Consider the following 15,736-nt stretch of genomic DNA (forward strand, 5'->3'; position numbering starts at 1 on the left):
AGCTAGCGCAGCAATGCAGAAACAGGTGGACGCTTTCCGCGAGCAAGGTGGACTGAGCGTAGTGAAAATCTTTTTTGCGACGAGCTTGCGCAGGAGCAAAGGAAGCGGCTGAAGCCGTGCCCACGGAAAGCGTCCGCTCGGAGCGGAGATCAACGGCATATCTGGGTTTCTGTTCTGAGAGGACCGGGTGTTTTTTATAAGTAATATCAATAAAATTTAGAAAGTAGGTGACACTTTGGCAAGGAAGAAAAAAAGACCGACAAAAAAGCCAGCAAAAAAAACAATGCATCCGCTCCTTTATGAAATTATTGGACTTCTAATTATTGGATTATCCATCATTTCTTTTTTTGAATATGGGCTTGTTGGGGAATTCTTGGCTTATATAAGTTATTTCTTATTTGGTAATTGGCATATTGCGGTTCCGTTTATGCTCATCGTTTATGCACTTATAATTATGATTAAACAATCAGTTCCAGCATGGAATCATCGACTACTATTAGGTTGTGCATTTATATTAAGCAGTTTACTATTGTTTAGTCACATCGCTTTATTTCAGCAATTATTTGAAGGAAAAGCATTGGTGACAAATTCCGTTCTAAGAGAAAGTTATCGTGTTCTAGTTGAAAGTGGTGGGATTACCGATAGAAATAGTTCGTTAGGTGGGGGAATAATAGGAGCCATTCTTTTTGCGACATTCCATGTTCTCTTCGATTCGGCAGGAGCAAAAGTAGCAGGCTGGCTTATGTTATTTATAGGAATCGTTCTGCTGACTGGAAAAGCACTTGTTCCTTTCTTAGTAGAGACATTTCCGAAGCTAAAAGAAAGTTTCCTAAATAGAACGAAAAAAAAGAAAGTAAAACCAGCACCAGCTCCACCGAAGGGCCAGTCCCGTCGAAACAAGAAACAGGCTGCTCAAGAAGAAGCAGTTACTGTAATAGAGGCAATTCCTGTTGAAACAGAAGAAGTAGAACAATCTTCGTCGCCAATCATTTCAGCATTCACTGAACGAATAGCTAGAAAAGAAGTGGTTGAGGAACCTTCTGAAGCTGTTGAACCATTAGAGATTAATATGGAAAATGTGACAGTTGAAAATGAAGATTATCAATTGCCTTCTATTAGCTTATTAGATTCACCTGGTTATAGTGACCAAAGTGGAGAACTAAACGCAATTCAAGCAAATGCCAAAAAGTTAGAGCAAACATTTTTAAGTTTCGGAGTAAAAGCAAAGGTTACTCAAGTTCACTTAGGGCCAGCAGTAACTAAATATGAAGTTCTACCTGACGTTGGGGTAAAGGTTAGCAGAATTGTTAGTTTACATGATGATCTTGCACTAGCTTTAGCTGCTAGAGATATTCGAATCGAGGCACCTATTCCTGGGAAATCGGCAATAGGTATTGAGGTACCTAACAAAGAAGTAGCAATTGTAAGCTTACGAGAGGTCCTAGAATCAGAAGAAAATAATAAACCGAATCTGAAGCTACTAATAGGTTTTGGTCGAGACGTTACTGGACAAGCTGTTCTTGCACAATTAAATAAAATGCCTCATTTACTTGTTGCAGGTTCCACAGGTAGTGGGAAGAGCGTATGTATCAATGGGATAATTACAAGTATTATGATGCGCGCAAAACCACATGAAGTAAAAATGATGATGATTGATCCAAAAATGGTAGAGCTTAATATGTATAATGGGATTCCACATTTGCTTGCGCCGGTTGTAACAGATCCGCGAAAGGCATCACAAGCCTTGAAAAAAATCGTATCGGAAATGGAAAGAAGATATGAACTATTTTCACATACTGGAACCCGAAACATGGAAGGTTATAATGAGCATATTGATAGATGGAATGAAGAAAATGAAGAAAAACATCCAAAACTTCCATTTATAGTTGTAATTGTAGATGAGTTAGCGGATTTAATGATGGTAGCTTCTAATGATGTAGAAGATTCTATCACTCGTTTAGCCCAAATGGCTCGTGCTGCGGGTATTCATTTAATTATTGCTACACAGAGACCAAGCGTTGATGTTATCACGGGAATTATTAAAGCAAATATACCTTCTAGAATTGCGTTTGCAGTTTCCTCAGCTATTGATTCTAGAACTATTTTAGATATGGGCGGAGCAGAAAAACTATTAGGTAGAGGCGATATGTTATTTCTTCCAGCTGGTAGCTCCAAACCGGTGCGAGTACAGGGAGCATATTTGTCAGATGCGGAAGTTGAAAGAATTGTAGATTTTGTTATTGAACAACAAAAAGCAAATTATCAAGATGAAATGATTCCTGACGAAGTGGAAGAATCTGAAGGACAAATAGATAGAGATGAATTATATGATGAGGTTGTTCAACTTGTAACAGAAATGCAAACTGCGTCGGTGTCATTGCTTCAAAGAAGATTTAGAATCGGTTATTCTAGAGCAGCCAGAATTATAGATCAGCTAGAACTTAGTGGAGTTGTCGGACCTTATGAAGGAAGTAAGCCAAGACAGGTTCTGGTCTCCAAACACTCGGTAGATGATGAATTTATTTGAGTCAAAAGGTTTAATAGTATAACACTTTCTAAAAAAAGTATGACAAAATCATTACAAATCAATAAAGTTTTTGTAACGACTTTTAACCTAATATAAATAAAAGTATTTATTTCGCGTTTTAAAAATGGTATAGTATGACTGATTAGTAGGAAAGTTTTACATCAGAGGTCTGATCTCTTCAAAATGGTGGTGTTTTAGATGACAATAAAAGTAGACCATCGTCATTTATATCTGCAAGTGATTGATCGTCTTAAACAAGACATCGATAAGGGCATATTTAAAGAAAAGGAAAAACTTCCTTCTGAATTTGAATTAGCCAAGTCGCTAGGAGTAAGTCGTGCAACTTTAAGAGAGGCTCTTCGCTTATTGGAAGAAGAAAATGTAATAATCAGACGGCATGGTGTGGGTACCTTTGTAAATTCTAAGCCAATTTTCACATCAGGTATCGAACAGCTTTCAAGCGTTTCTTCTATGATTCGTAAAGCTGGGATGGAGCCAGGTACTATTTACTTGAGTTCTATGCAAGCGATTCCATCTGAGGATGATATTTTAAGATTTCAATGCGGTGATGAGCAATCGATAGTTACGATGGAACGTGTCCGTACTGCAAATGGCGAACCAGTTGTATATTGTGTCGATAAGGTTCCGAAAAATTATTTACCTAATGATTTTCTCATTAGAGAAGAAGGCTCTATTTTTACTGCATTAGAGGAGTCTGGGGAAATACATATTTCGTACGCGGTGACGTTTATAGATCCTGTGGGTTACCACGAGATTGCATCACCAACTTTGAATTGTGAGCCAGAAACTTCATTGCTTGTTTTAAAACAACTCCATTACGATGAAAACGATCGTGTGGTTTTGTACTCGAAAAATTATTTTCGAGCAGATAAATTTAGCTTTCACGTTGTTCGGAAAAGGGTGTAAAATGTAATAATTCCTGCTAATAAGAAAAATAATGGGGGTTTTCAAGTTGACAAAACGTAAATTTGGATTAGGTCTATCACTAGTACTAGCTGCTGGAACAATTCTAGGAGCATGTGGATCTAAAGATGAAGAAACAACTAAACCAAAAGATTCAGAGGGTACAGGTTCTGAAGGTACTACTGAAGCAGTAGATTTTTCTTTAGCAATGGTAACTGACGTTGGTGGAGTTGATGACAAATCTTTCAACCAACTAGCTTGGGAAGGTATTGAAGCTTTCGGTAAAGAAAATGGTCTTGAAAAAGGCGATGGTGGATATGACTATCTTCAATCAACTGGTGACGCTGACTATATTACGAACTTAAATAACTTAGTACGTCGTGACTTTGATGTAGTTTATGGGATTGGATTCTTAATGGAAGAACCAATTGGTACTATTGCAGACCAACAACCAGAAGCACAACTTGCAATTATCGATGCTATCGTAGATAAACCAAACGTTGCATCTGTAATGTTCAAAGAGCAAGAGGGTTCATTCCTTGCAGGTGTTGCTGCTGCTCTAATGTCTGAATCTAAACAAATTGGTTTTGTTGGTGGGATGGAAATTCCAGTAATCGAACGTTTTGAAGCTGGATTCTTAGAAGGTGTTAAAGCTGTAGACCCATCTATTAAAGTAGATGTACAATACACTGGTAAATTTGATGATGCTGCACTTGGTAAAACAACTGCAAACCGTATGTATTCTTCAGGCGTAGATATTATTTTCCACTCTGCTGGTGGTACAGGTAATGGTGTATTCGCTGAAGCAAAAGAACGTAAAGAAAAAGATCCTAATGCAAACGTATGGGTTATCGGAGTTGACTCTGACCAATACGAAGAAGGTGCAGTTGGCGATAAAAATATAACTCTTACATCTATGCAAAAACGTGTAGACATTGCAGTACAAACAATTGCAAAAGAAGCAATGGCTGGTAACTTCCCTGGTGGGGAAACGGTTACTTATGGTCTAGCAGAAAAAGGAGTACAGCTTGCAGATTCTCGTGGAGCTATCCCACAAGATGTTCTTGACAAAATTGAAGAGTACTCTAAACAAATTATTGCTGGGGAAATCGTAGTTCCTGAAACAGTAGAAAAATAGTATTATCCAACATCATAAAGACCGAATTTTCTCGGTCTTTATGATATTTTAAATTAATAGATGAAAGATTTTAACTTTTCAAAGTATAAAGTCTTTCCTGTATTAATTTAGTACTAGTATTATAGTGGGGAGTGAATTCATTGGAATATGTAATAGAGATGCTTGGCATACGGAAAGAGTTTGGATCGTTTGTTGCAAATGATAACATTACCCTTCAGTTAAAAAAGGGAGAAATCCATGCTCTTTTAGGAGAAAATGGAGCTGGTAAATCCACCCTTATGAACGTTTTATTTGGGTTATATCAACCTGAGGCCGGCGAGATAAAAGTAAAAGGAAAGACTGTTAAAATTACGGACCCAAATGTTGCGAATGAGGTAGGTATTGGTATGGTCCATCAGCATTTCATGCTTGTTGAGAATTTTACAGTTACAGAAAATATAATATTAGGAAATGAGTTAACAAAAGCAGGCATTGTCAATATTAAAGATGCAGCAAAAAAAATTCAAAAGCTTTCAGAAATGTATGGATTAGATGTAGATCCTAATGCAAAGATTGAAGATATTTCTGTTGGGATGCAGCAACGAGTTGAAATATTGAAAACGCTTTATCGCGGTGCAGATATACTGATTTTCGATGAGCCGACTGCTTCGCTTACTCCTCAAGAGATTAGTGAGCTTATCCAAATTATGAAGCGCTTAATACAAGAGGGTAAATCAATTATTTTGATCACGCATAAGTTAAAAGAAATTATGGATGTATCTGATCGAGTTACCGTTATTCGAAAAGGTGAAGGAATTGGTACTGTGGTTACCGCAGAAACAAATCCAAATGAATTAGCATCATTAATGGTTGGTAGACAAGTAGAATTTAAGACTGTGAAAAGTGAAGCACATCCTACAGATGATACACTCGTTATAAAGGACCTTGTCGTAGCAGATTATCGTGGAATCGATAAAGTTAAAGGATTAAACTTAACTGTCCGTAAGGGTGAAATATTAGGGATTGCAGGAATTGATGGTAATGGGCAAAGTGAATTAATCGAGGCAATCACTGGTCTACGGAAATCAAAATCTGGTTCAATATCGATAAATGGAACCAACTTGACCAATAAAAAACCACGTAAAATTACAGAGTCTGGTGTAGGTCATATTCCACAGGATCGTCATAAGCATGGTTTAGTTTTAGACTTTTCTATCGGGCATAATATTGCATTACAAACTTACTATCAAGATCCTATTTCGAAAAATGGGATTATGAATTATTCAAAAGTTTCCGAGCTAGCTCAAAAAATTATTAACGACTTTGACGTTCGTACGCAAGGGGAGCACACACCTGCTCGTGCACTTTCTGGTGGAAATCAGCAAAAAGCAATTATTGGACGAGAAGTTATACGTGATCCAGAATTGTTAATCGCGGCATTACCAACACGTGGACTCGATGTAGGAGCTATTGAATTTATTCACCAGCGTCTTATTGAACAACGAGATAAGGGAAAAGCGGTACTTTTACTCTCATTTGAATTAGATGAGGTTATGAATGTATCCGACCGTATTGCAGTTATCTATGATGGACAAATTGTAGATACATTATTGCCTAAAGAAACCTCTGAACAAGAGTTAGGATTATTGATGGCAGGTCAAAAAAAGAATTCAAACATAGATAAACAGGGGGAAACAACTCATGTCGAATAGAGTAGTCAATATACTTGTCCCTGTAATTTCTGTTATTTTAGGATTGCTCGTAGGAGCCATTGTCATGCTAGTAAGTGGATATGATCCGGTGCAAGGGTATGCTGCACTTTGGAATGGTATTTTTGGGGATACTTATGCGATTGGAGAAACTATTCGTCAAATTACTCCATATTTACTTGCAGGTTTATCAGTAGCATTTGCTTTCCGTACAGGATTATTTAACATTGGGGTTGAAGGACAATTATTAGTAGGATGGTTTGCAGCAGCTTATGTTGGGATTGCATTTGATCTACCTATGTATATCCATTTACCATTTGCAATTATCGCAGCAGCTTTAGCTGGAGCATTATGGGCTTTCATTCCGGGTCTTTTAAAGGCAAAATTACAGGTCCATGAAGTAATCGTAACAATCATGATGAACTATATTGCTTTACATACAACAAACGCATTGATAAAAGTTGTATCGGATGGCGGGGACAATACAGGAACGATAAATGCAACGGCTTCCTTAAAATCTGCATTTTTCGAAAGTATTACAGATTATTCCCGTTTGCATTATGGTATTTTCATAGCATTAGCAATGGTGTTATTGATGTGGTTTTTATTAGAAAAAACAACAACTGGTTACGAGTTAAAAGCAGTTGGTTTTAACAAACATGCGTCTGAGTACGCTGGTATGAATGTGAACAAGAATATTATTCTTTCTATGGTAATTTCCGGTGCATTTGCTGGACTAGCTGGTGCGATGGAAGCGTTAGGTACGTTCCAATACGCAAATGTTAAAGGTGGATTTACTGGTATTGGTTTTGATGGAATCGCAGTTGCCTTATTAGGAGCGAATACTCCACTGGGAGTAATTTTTGGTGCGGTGCTATTTGGATCATTAAAATATGGAGCTCTCAATATGCCAAACGAAGCTGGTATTCCAGTAGAAATAGTTTCAATTGTAATAGCTATTATTATATTCTTCGTAGCATGTGGTTACGTTATTCGCTATTTCCTTGAAAAAGCGAACAAGAAAAAGGAGGCGAAATAATATGAGCTTCTTAGATGTATTATATTTTATTATCCCTTCTGCGATTTTCTATGCAGCTCCTTTAATCTTCGTAGCTATCGGTGGGGTTTTCTCCGAACGATCTGGTGTTATTAATATCGGATTAGAAGGTTTAATGGTAATGGGGGCATTTATCGGTATTCTATTTAACTTAATGTTTGTCGATACATTTGGCGCTATGACTCCATGGGTTTCGTTAATTGCCGCAATGATTGTTTCAGGGATATTTTCGGTTATGCATGCAGTTGCATCGATTTCTTTCCGTGCTGACCAAACAATATCCGGGGTTGCGATCAATATGCTAGGGGTTGCAATTGCTCTTTTCTCTGTGAAAATGATCTATGATAAAGGTCAAACAGATTATATTCAAGAGCGATTTATTCGCTTTGATATTCCGCTATTAAGTGATATTCCGATAATTGGACCAATGCTATTTAAAGATGTATATGGAACTTCAATTTTAGCAATCGGAGTTGCAGTGTTGGCTTGGTTCGTTATTTACAAAACTCCATTTGGATTACGTCTACGCGCTGTAGGGGAACATCCGATGGCTGCAGATACAATGGGTGTTAATGTAACTAAAATGCGTTATATTGCTGTTATCCTTTCTGGTGCGCTTGCAGGATTAGGTGGTGCAGTTTACTCTCAGTCTATTTCTGGAGAATTTAGTCATACTACTATTAATGGACAAGGGTTCATGGCTCTTGCAGCAATGATTTTTGGTAAATGGCATCCACTTGGAGCACTTGGAGCAGCATTGTTCTTTGGGTTTGCTCAAGCACTAAGTATTGTTGGTGGTCAGATTCCTTATGTAGATCAAGTACCAACTTATTTCTTACACATCTTGCCTTATGCTCTAACTATATTGGCAGTAGCCGGATTTATAGGAAAAGCACACGCACCAAAAGCAAGTGGAATACCTTATATCAAAGGTAAACGATAAATTATAGTTATAGTGAATACAGTATTTCTTTATTATTTTAATCTATAAATTTGGTTAGAGGGAAAGACGTCGAATCCAACGTGTTAAGCGACCGAGTAGCTGGGAGCGCCTGTGAAAGCGCTGGATGTTTCTGCAGTTTCTGCAACTCAAATCGACAGTATAGTGTATAATAATCGAAATTAAATATAAAATGGAAGAGGGACCAATTAATTGGTCCCTTTTTGTTTGGACTGATATAATTAGAAAATGTATAGTGAATCACTAACTGAGATACACTAGAAAGAAAAAGGGGGATCACTTATGTTTCAACAATTCGAACTTGCAAGTGGCGTTAAGCTTTTTGTGAGACCTACAGAACAATTCAAAACGATCAATATCTCGTTCAAATGGAAACAACCTTTAACAGTAGAAAAAGCATCTATTCGTGCAGTTTTAGCGAATATATTACAATTCAGCAATGAAGTATACCCTACAAATGCAGCATTTAGAAAGCGCTTAGACGACTTGTATGGAACTGCTTTATACTTTGATACAACGAAAAAAGGGAGCCACCATATTTTTTCACTGAACGCAGAAACCGTAAACGATGCATACTTATCCAATGAAAAAATTGTCGATGAAGTATTTTCTTTATTACATACCGTTATTTTTAAACCAAATTTGGAGAATGGCAAATTCGGTGAATCAATTGTAAAAAGAGAAAAAGAACAGGTAATTGAACGAATTCAATCCATGTATGATGACAAGACCAGATATGCGCAACAACGTTTGTTAGAGAACATTCGCCCAAATAATCCAGCTTCTATTACATCTAATGGTACAGTGGAGGCTGTTAAAGCGATTACAAACGAACAACTAATCGATATGCATCATGATTTGCTAACAAAAGACGATTTATCTATCTATGTAGTTGGGGATGTAAATATACAGGAAATAAAAGAAAAAATGCAGAGTCATTTTTCCTTTGTAGATCGAACAGAAAAGATTGAAAAGCCAGTAGATATACCGAGCGAAACAACTGATAAGAAATTTCTTCATGAAATACAAGATATGAAACAAGGTAAACTTCATATTGCCTATCAAACACCTATCACTTTTTTCTCGGAAGAATTTCCGGTTATGCAGCTTACAAATGGTATTTTAGGTGGATTTTCGCATTCTAAAATTTTTATGAACGTGCGGGAAAAAGAAAGTATGGCTTATTATGCATCGAGTAGTTACTCTTCACTCTATGGATTAATATTTGTGTTAGCAGGAATAGATTCTAATTTGCAGGAAAAAGCGGTCGCATTAATAGATGAACAACTAAAAGCAATGCAAGCAGGCGATATTTCGGACTTAGAATTAAACCAAACAAAATCTATGCTTACCAATCAACTGAAAGAAGCTTTAGATTCCGCGCGTGCTCAAATTGAAATATACGACCAATATAAAGAATTGAACTCATCCTTTACCGTAGAAGATTGGGTCGAAAAATGGATGAATGTTACAAGAGAACAAATACAAAAAATGGCATTAACTATTGAAAAGGAATTTGTTTATTTCCTTTCAGGCAAGGAAGGTGCAGCAGATGAATAAAACGTATTTTCAACAATTAGAAGAAACATTATACAACGAAACACTTCCGAATGGTTTAGATGTTTATATTTTGCCGAAGAGAGGGTTTTCGAAGACATTTGTCACTTTTACTACAAAATATGGTTCTATAGACCGTGAATTTATTCCTTTAGGTAAAGATGAACCTGTTATTGTTCCTGATGGCATTGCTCATTTCCTCGAACATAAAATGTTTGAAAAAGAAGAAGGGGATGTATTTCAAAAGTTCAGTGAGAAAGGTGCATCTGCTAATGCATTTACTTCTTTTACAAGAACGGCGTACTTGTTTTCCTCGACAGACCATGTATTAGATAATACGAAAACGTTGTTGGATTTTGTTCAACAGCCTTATTTTACAGAACAAACCGTAGAGAAGGAAAAAGGTATTATTGGTCAGGAAATTACGATGTATGACGATCAGCCAGATTGGCGTTTGTACTTTGGGACAATCGAAAATATGTATAAAGAACACCCAGTAAAGATTGATATTGCAGGGACAATTGATACTATTAGCCATATTACAGCAGAACATTTATATGAGTGCTACAACACTTTCTATCATCCATTAAATATGGTTTTATTCGTAGTGGGGGCAGTTGATCCAGAAGAGATGATGGACTTCATCAAAGCAGATCAAGCGGCAAAAACATTTGAGGAACCACAGGAGATCAAACGTTTCTACCCTGAGGAGCAAAAAGCAGTCGATAAAAAAGAACGTACTCTTCAGATGGATGTTCAAAAACCTAAGGTATTATTTGGCATTAAAGCAAGTAATACCGACATCTCTGGCGATGAAATGTTAAATTATGAACTAGCGATGCAAGTAGCAATTGAAATGATATTCGGTAGAAGTTCGGCATTTTATCAAGAAATATATGAGAATGGATGGATTGATGAATCTTATTCAGCAGATTTCTCAATGGAGCAAGGCTATGGTTTTACAATGATTGGTTCAGATACCGTTAACCCGACTGAACTAACCGAGAAAATAAAGGAAACCATTAAAAATTATGCTTCTAATTGGAATGTGGAGGATGAAGATTTACAACGTATCGTCCGCAAGAAAATTGGCTTTTTCTTAAGAGCACTAAATTCCATAGAATATATAGCAAATCAATTTACACGATACTCCTTCAATGACATGAATTTATTTGATGTTGTTCCTGCTTTAGAGAAACTAACAATGGATCAGGTGAAAGCAGCATTCCAATCGTTAATAGACGATAATGCTCATACTGTCTTTACAATCTTGCCTTATGAGAAAAGTAATGAGTAAAAAGTTTGCATTGGTGTTAGGTGCATCCGGTGAAATTGGTCACGCAATATGTCGTAATCTCGCGGAAGCCGGTTGGTCCATGTACCTACACTATGCAAATAATAAAGGAAGCATAGTAACATTAGTAACAGAACTCAACAAGTCTTATCCTGAACAAGAGTTTATCGTAGTACAAGCAGATATGAGTAATCCGAATTGTATTGAAAAAATAGTTGCTTCTATATTTACACTTCAAGCGATAGTATTTGCCCAGGGACATAGTCTGTACAAAGGTTTAGAGGACACTAGCTTAGATGATATTCGTCTGTTGTTTCAAGTGCATGTGGAGCATCCTATGGCATTATTAGGAAAACTAAATAGTAAGCTTCGTCAGCAGTCTAGTAGTTCAGTTATTTTTGTTGGCAGTATATGGGGAGATACAGGTGCCTCTTTTGAAGTTGCCTACTCTGCTGCAAAAGGAGCTCAGCATGCCTTTGTAAAGGCATATGCTAAAGAGGTTGCACTACAACGAACAAGGGTAAACGCGGTCGCACCAGGATTTATCGATACAAAAATGAACGCTCATATTGAAGAGGAAGCTCGTCAGCTGATTCTTGAAGAAATTCCTGCCGGTTTTTTGGGAACCACGCAAGATATAGCGGATGCCGTCGAATTTTTAACGAGTGAAAAGGCCAAATACATAACAGGTCAAATCATTCGGGTTAATGGTGGATGGTATATTTAATACCCTACTACATGTCGCAAATAGTGAAACCAAATAGAAAAAGAAAAGAGAGTATTACACGCTCTTTTCTTTTTTTCTTTTATTCGACTACAAAATCATATATGATAGAACTAATCATGAAGTGAAACGTCATCTATAGAGAAGGGAAAGATATAACATGGCTAGTGAATGGTTTTTTGAATATGAAATTCAAGTTAATCGTCCAGGACTTTTAGGTGACATTGCTTCTTTACTTGGTATGCTTCGAGTTAATATTGTAACGATTAATGGTGTAGATGAAGGCAGACGGGGTATGCTTATAAAAGCAGAGAAAAAAGAAAACATTGAACGTTTTGAACATATCGCTTCAACAATGGAAACGATTCAATTGACTAAATTTAGGGAACCTAAGCTAAGAGATCGTCTTGCAGTTCGTCATGGTAGATATATTCAACGTGATGCAGACGACAAAAAAACATTTACATTTGTTCGTAATGAGCTTGGTCTTTTAGTAGATTTTATGGCTGAAATCTTTAAGCAAGAAGGACATAAACTTATTGGAATTAGAGGAATGCCAAGAGTAGGGAAGACGGAATCAGTCGTAGCAGCAAGTGTATGTGCAAATAAAAAATGGATATTCTTGTCCTCTACGATGATTAAACAAACAATTAGAAGTCAATTGGCAGGAGACGAGTTTAGTGATCGTAATATTTTTATATTAGATGGTATTGTAACAAGAAAATCAAATGATGAAAAGCATTTACAGTTAGTAAGGGAAATGATGCGGATGCCGACTATCAAGGTTGTGGAACATCCTGATATGTTCATCCAGCATTCTGAGTATTCTCTTGATGATTTTGACTATATTATCGAGCTTCGTCATAGTCCGGACGAGCAAATCACATATGAAATGATGGAAAAAAACCACGGAATGTCTGACAAAGGGATGACGGGCTTTGGCGGATTTGGTGGATTCAATTTTTAATGGGCAGGTGTTTTAATTGACTGAACTTGGGGCTCGCTTAAAAGAAGCGAGAACAGCAAAGGGTTATAGTATTGACGATTTGCAAGAAATAACAAAAATTCAAAAACGGTACTTAGCAGGTATTGAAGAAGGTAATTATGCAACTATGCCAGGTGCATTTTATGTTCGTGCATTTATTAAACAATATGCAGAGGCAGTTGGAATGAATGGAGACGAATTATTAGAAACGTATAAATCAGAGATCCCTTCTCCATCAAACGAGGAAGTAACAAAAAATATTCCTACAACACCATCTAGACGAGCATTAGGAGGACGATCGTCAAGTAAATTGATGGAGATTTTCCCAATGGTTATGGTTGTAGTTTTTGTTATTGCAATTATCGTAATGTTTTGGTTTTTATACCAAAATAGAGCCGATGATCCGGATACAGAAGTTACTAACGACGAGTTAACGCAAGAGAATAAACCAACTTTTGAGGACAATGAAAATATACAACCTGATGCTGAAGAAGAGCCAGTTGAGGAAGAACCAGTAGAAGAAGTTGTGGAAGAGCCAGAACCACCTGCACAGCAGTTATCATTCGTAGATATACAAGGTGTAACTTCAACGTATAATTTAACCGGTGCAGAAAGTTATGCAGTAAAATTGGTCGCAGCAAATAATACGTGGTTGAATATTAGGGATGAAAATGACAAAACACTTGTGGATCAAGCGGTAAAGGCTGGAGAAACCTTTGAATTTGATGCAAGTGCATTATCAAGAATACGTATACGTCTTGGTCATGCTCCTGGAAACATTGTTACAATTAATGACGAAGTAGTTGAGTTTAAAAGTACAGAAGTTACTCAAAACGTAGTAATACAGTTCAACAAATAGTCATCTTAGTGATGGCTATTTTATTTGAAATTGAAAGGAGTTTTTTTCATGAAAATGAATATACCAAACCAAATTTCTTTGTTTCGTATATTTTTAATACCTGTTTTTATGTTTTTTATGCTTGTAGACTTCAATTGGGGAGATATTACTTTATTGGGTGCAACTATTCCTGTTGGACATCTAGTTGGTGCGATTATTTTTATAATTGCTTCGATTACAGACTTTATAGATGGGTACTACGCTAGAAAATATAACTTAGTTACGAATATGGGGAAATTTCTTGACCCTTTAGCAGACAAGTTATTAGTTTCAGCCGCTTTAATCATTTTAGTTGAGTTTGGAATGGCACCATCATGGGTAGTAATATTAATTATCAGCCGTGAGTTTGCAGTTACTGGTCTTCGATTAATATTAGCGAATGAAGGCGAGGTAGTAGCTGCCAATCAATTAGGCAAAATTAAAATGTGGACACAAATCGTTGCGATTTCCTCCCTTTTATTGGGTAATATATTCTTTGAAATGTTCCATATACCATTTGATATGATCATGCTGTATGTATGTCTATTCTTTACGGTCTGGTCTGGATGGGATTATTTTTATTTGAACCGCAAGGTGTTACTAGATTCTAAGTAGGAAGGAAGTTCTTCATGAAGGCAGAAATTATTGCAGTAGGATCAGAGTTATTACTAGGGCAGATTTCTAATACAAATGCCCGTTTTATTTCCACTCAATTAGCAGAGATTGGTCTGGACGTTTACTATCACACGGTAGTTGGAGATAATGCGAATCGGCTGTTAGAATCGATTAAAATTGCAGAAAAACGAGCAGACCTTATTATTTTCACAGGTGGATTAGGTCCGACAAAAGATGATTTGACGAAAGAAACTATTGCAAAGCATCTAGGTATGAACTTAGTGCTAGATAATCATGCAATCATGTATATTGAAGATTTCTTCAAGCGCATGGGTCGTAAAATGACGGAAAACAATAAAAAACAAGCACTTGTTTTAGAAGGATGCACCGTGCTGGAAAACAAACATGGTATGGCGCCAGGGATGTTACTTTCTACGGATAGTCATTCATATATGCTACTTCCTGGACCACCGAAAGAGATGGAGCCAATGTTCCAATTCGAAGCGAAGCCATTATTACCTCAACTCCTTTTGGATGAAAATGTTATTATGTCCCATGTTATCCGTTTCTATGGAATTGGAGAAGCTGAATTGGAAACAGAAGTGCAGGATCTCTTAGAGAACCAAACGAATCCAACACTTGCACCACTTGCATCTGATGGTGAGGTTACACTTCGTTTAACCTCAAAAAGTAATTCTGAAGAAGAAGCTTGGAAAAAGATTGAAATGTTACAAGCTGAAATCCTCAACCGTGTAGGTAAATTTGTTTATGGTTATAATAATGACTCTCTACCTTCAAAGCTGAGAGAAATCCTTATTGAAAATAGCCTTACTATTTCAGCTGCAGAGAGTATGACGGCGGGACTTTTCCAATCGGAGCTTGCTGCAGTACCGGGAATGGGAGAAGCTTTGGTGGGTGGAATGATTACCTATACAAAAGATGTGAAGATTAACCAATTAGGTGTTGATGCTGATATTATTGAGAAATACAGCGTTGTTTCTAGTCAGTGTGCTGAGCAAATGGCTCTTCGAGTAAAAGAAAAATTTCAGACGGATATCGGTGTGGGCATTACCGGGGCAGCGGGTCCTGATGGTCATGGGGGTCAACCGGCAGGTACAATTTGGATTGGAATCGCATTGGGCGATACTAAGCCAGTAACATACAAGCTTAATCTATCAGGTTTACGAAACACGAATAGAATTAGAACAGTGAAGTTTACAATCTATTATTTGATACGTTTGTTGCGGGAACTAAAATTATCAGGAATTTAATTTTGATTTATAAAAACGGCCCAAAATTTAATTTTGAGTCGTTTTTCACACTCAAAATTAAATAGTTATAAAAAATAAACGAATGAACGTTCGCTTTTTTCTTGTAAATTTCTCAAAG

General features: G+C 36.9%; 13 protein-coding genes. All 13 read left to right on the forward strand.

Features of this window, described 5'->3' with window-relative positions:
* The first annotated feature begins 283 nt into the window (after positions 1 to 283).
* The 13 genes from ACQCPR_RS06755 (at position 284) to ACQCPR_RS06815 (ending at position 15,618) form a co-directional block, all read left to right on the forward strand.
* On the forward strand, positions 284 to 2,527 hold the full coding sequence (locus tag ACQCPR_RS06755; RefSeq protein ID WP_090563559.1) for a DNA translocase FtsK: 2,244 nt from the start codon (positions 284 to 286) through the stop codon (positions 2,525 to 2,527).
* A 198-nt stretch (positions 2,528 to 2,725) separates the two neighbouring features.
* Positions 2,726 to 3,454 carry a GntR family transcriptional regulator gene (locus ACQCPR_RS06760; RefSeq protein WP_093494493.1) on the forward strand — a complete coding sequence of 243 codons (729 nt, stop codon included), beginning with the start codon at positions 2,726 to 2,728 and terminating at the stop codon, positions 3,452 to 3,454.
* Positions 3,455 to 3,500: 46 nt separating this feature from the next.
* On the forward strand, positions 3,501 to 4,589 hold the full coding sequence (locus ACQCPR_RS06765; protein WP_427138573.1) for a BMP family lipoprotein: 1,089 nt from the start codon (positions 3,501 to 3,503) through the stop codon (positions 4,587 to 4,589).
* Between the two features lie 140 nt (positions 4,590 to 4,729).
* Positions 4,730 to 6,280, forward strand: a complete 1,551-nt coding sequence (locus ACQCPR_RS06770) for an ABC transporter ATP-binding protein (RefSeq protein WP_090562417.1) — start codon at positions 4,730 to 4,732, stop codon at positions 6,278 to 6,280.
* Complete coding sequence (locus ACQCPR_RS06775; protein ID WP_093494496.1) at positions 6,270 to 7,316, forward strand: ABC transporter permease; 1,047 nt, start codon at positions 6,270 to 6,272, stop codon at positions 7,314 to 7,316. Before ACQCPR_RS06770 ends, ACQCPR_RS06775 begins: the two co-directional genes overlap by 11 nt.
* 1 nt (position 7,317) lies before the next feature.
* Positions 7,318 to 8,277 carry an ABC transporter permease gene (locus tag ACQCPR_RS06780; RefSeq protein WP_090562411.1) on the forward strand — a complete coding sequence of 320 codons (960 nt, stop codon included), beginning with the start codon at positions 7,318 to 7,320 and terminating at the stop codon, positions 8,275 to 8,277.
* Between the two features lie 300 nt (positions 8,278 to 8,577).
* Positions 8,578 to 9,855: an EF-P 5-aminopentanol modification-associated protein YfmF gene (gene yfmF, locus ACQCPR_RS06785; protein ID WP_427138574.1), complete on the forward strand. Its 1,278-nt coding sequence runs from the start codon at positions 8,578 to 8,580 to the stop codon at positions 9,853 to 9,855.
* The gene (yfmH, locus tag ACQCPR_RS06790) at positions 9,848 to 11,149 is read left to right on the forward strand and encodes an EF-P 5-aminopentanol modification-associated protein YfmH (protein ID WP_427138575.1); all 1,302 of its coding nucleotides are present in this window, start codon (positions 9,848 to 9,850) and stop codon (positions 11,147 to 11,149) included. Before yfmF ends, yfmH begins: the two co-directional genes overlap by 8 nt.
* Positions 11,142 to 11,873 carry an elongation factor P 5-aminopentanone reductase gene (gene ymfI, locus ACQCPR_RS06795; RefSeq protein WP_427138576.1) on the forward strand — a complete coding sequence of 244 codons (732 nt, stop codon included), beginning with the start codon at positions 11,142 to 11,144 and terminating at the stop codon, positions 11,871 to 11,873. Before yfmH ends, ymfI begins: the two co-directional genes overlap by 8 nt.
* Before the next feature lie 157 nt (positions 11,874 to 12,030).
* Entirely contained in the window at positions 12,031 to 12,837 is an 807-nt protein-coding gene (locus tag ACQCPR_RS06800; RefSeq protein WP_090562399.1) for a DUF3388 domain-containing protein, read from the forward strand.
* 16 nt (positions 12,838 to 12,853) lie between these two features.
* A complete protein-coding gene (locus tag ACQCPR_RS06805; protein ID WP_427138577.1) occupies positions 12,854 to 13,714 on the forward strand; it encodes a helix-turn-helix domain-containing protein in 861 nt (286 codons plus the stop codon).
* 54 nt (positions 13,715 to 13,768) lie between these two features.
* The gene (gene pgsA, locus ACQCPR_RS06810; RefSeq protein ID WP_090563557.1) at positions 13,769 to 14,347 is read left to right on the forward strand and encodes a CDP-diacylglycerol--glycerol-3-phosphate 3-phosphatidyltransferase; all 579 of its coding nucleotides are present in this window, start codon (positions 13,769 to 13,771) and stop codon (positions 14,345 to 14,347) included.
* Between the two features lie 14 nt (positions 14,348 to 14,361).
* The gene (locus ACQCPR_RS06815) at positions 14,362 to 15,618 is read left to right on the forward strand and encodes a competence/damage-inducible protein A (RefSeq protein WP_427138578.1); all 1,257 of its coding nucleotides are present in this window, start codon (positions 14,362 to 14,364) and stop codon (positions 15,616 to 15,618) included.
* The last annotated feature ends 118 nt before the right edge of the window (positions 15,619 to 15,736 follow it).

The organism is Psychrobacillus psychrodurans (genome assembly GCF_050209195.1).
Classification (GTDB): domain Bacteria; phylum Bacillota; class Bacilli; order Bacillales_A; family Planococcaceae; genus Psychrobacillus; species Psychrobacillus psychrodurans.

Excerpts from the sequence above, each read along its gene's own strand:
- ACQCPR_RS06815 (WP_427138578.1), top strand. The coding sequence starts at position 14,362 with ATGAAGGCAGAAATTATTGCAGTAGGATCAGAGTTATTACTAGGGCAG.
- ACQCPR_RS06800 (WP_090562399.1), top strand. The coding sequence starts at position 12,031 with ATGGCTAGTGAATGGTTTTTTGAATATGAAATTCAAGTTAATCGTCCA.
- ACQCPR_RS06775 (WP_093494496.1), top strand. The coding sequence starts at position 6,270 with ATGTCGAATAGAGTAGTCAATATACTTGTCCCTGTAATTTCTGTTATT.
- ymfI (WP_427138576.1), top strand. The coding sequence starts at position 11,142 with ATGAGTAAAAAGTTTGCATTGGTGTTAGGTGCATCCGGTGAAATTGGT.
- yfmF (WP_427138574.1), top strand. The coding sequence starts at position 8,578 with ATGTTTCAACAATTCGAACTTGCAAGTGGCGTTAAGCTTTTTGTGAGA.
- ACQCPR_RS06755 (WP_090563559.1), top strand. The coding sequence starts at position 284 with ATGCATCCGCTCCTTTATGAAATTATTGGACTTCTAATTATTGGATTA.
- ACQCPR_RS06780 (WP_090562411.1), top strand. The coding sequence starts at position 7,318 with ATGAGCTTCTTAGATGTATTATATTTTATTATCCCTTCTGCGATTTTC.
- yfmH (WP_427138575.1), top strand. The coding sequence starts at position 9,848 with ATGAATAAAACGTATTTTCAACAATTAGAAGAAACATTATACAACGAA.
- ACQCPR_RS06760 (WP_093494493.1), top strand. The coding sequence starts at position 2,726 with ATGACAATAAAAGTAGACCATCGTCATTTATATCTGCAAGTGATTGAT.
- pgsA (WP_090563557.1), top strand. The coding sequence starts at position 13,769 with ATGAATATACCAAACCAAATTTCTTTGTTTCGTATATTTTTAATACCT.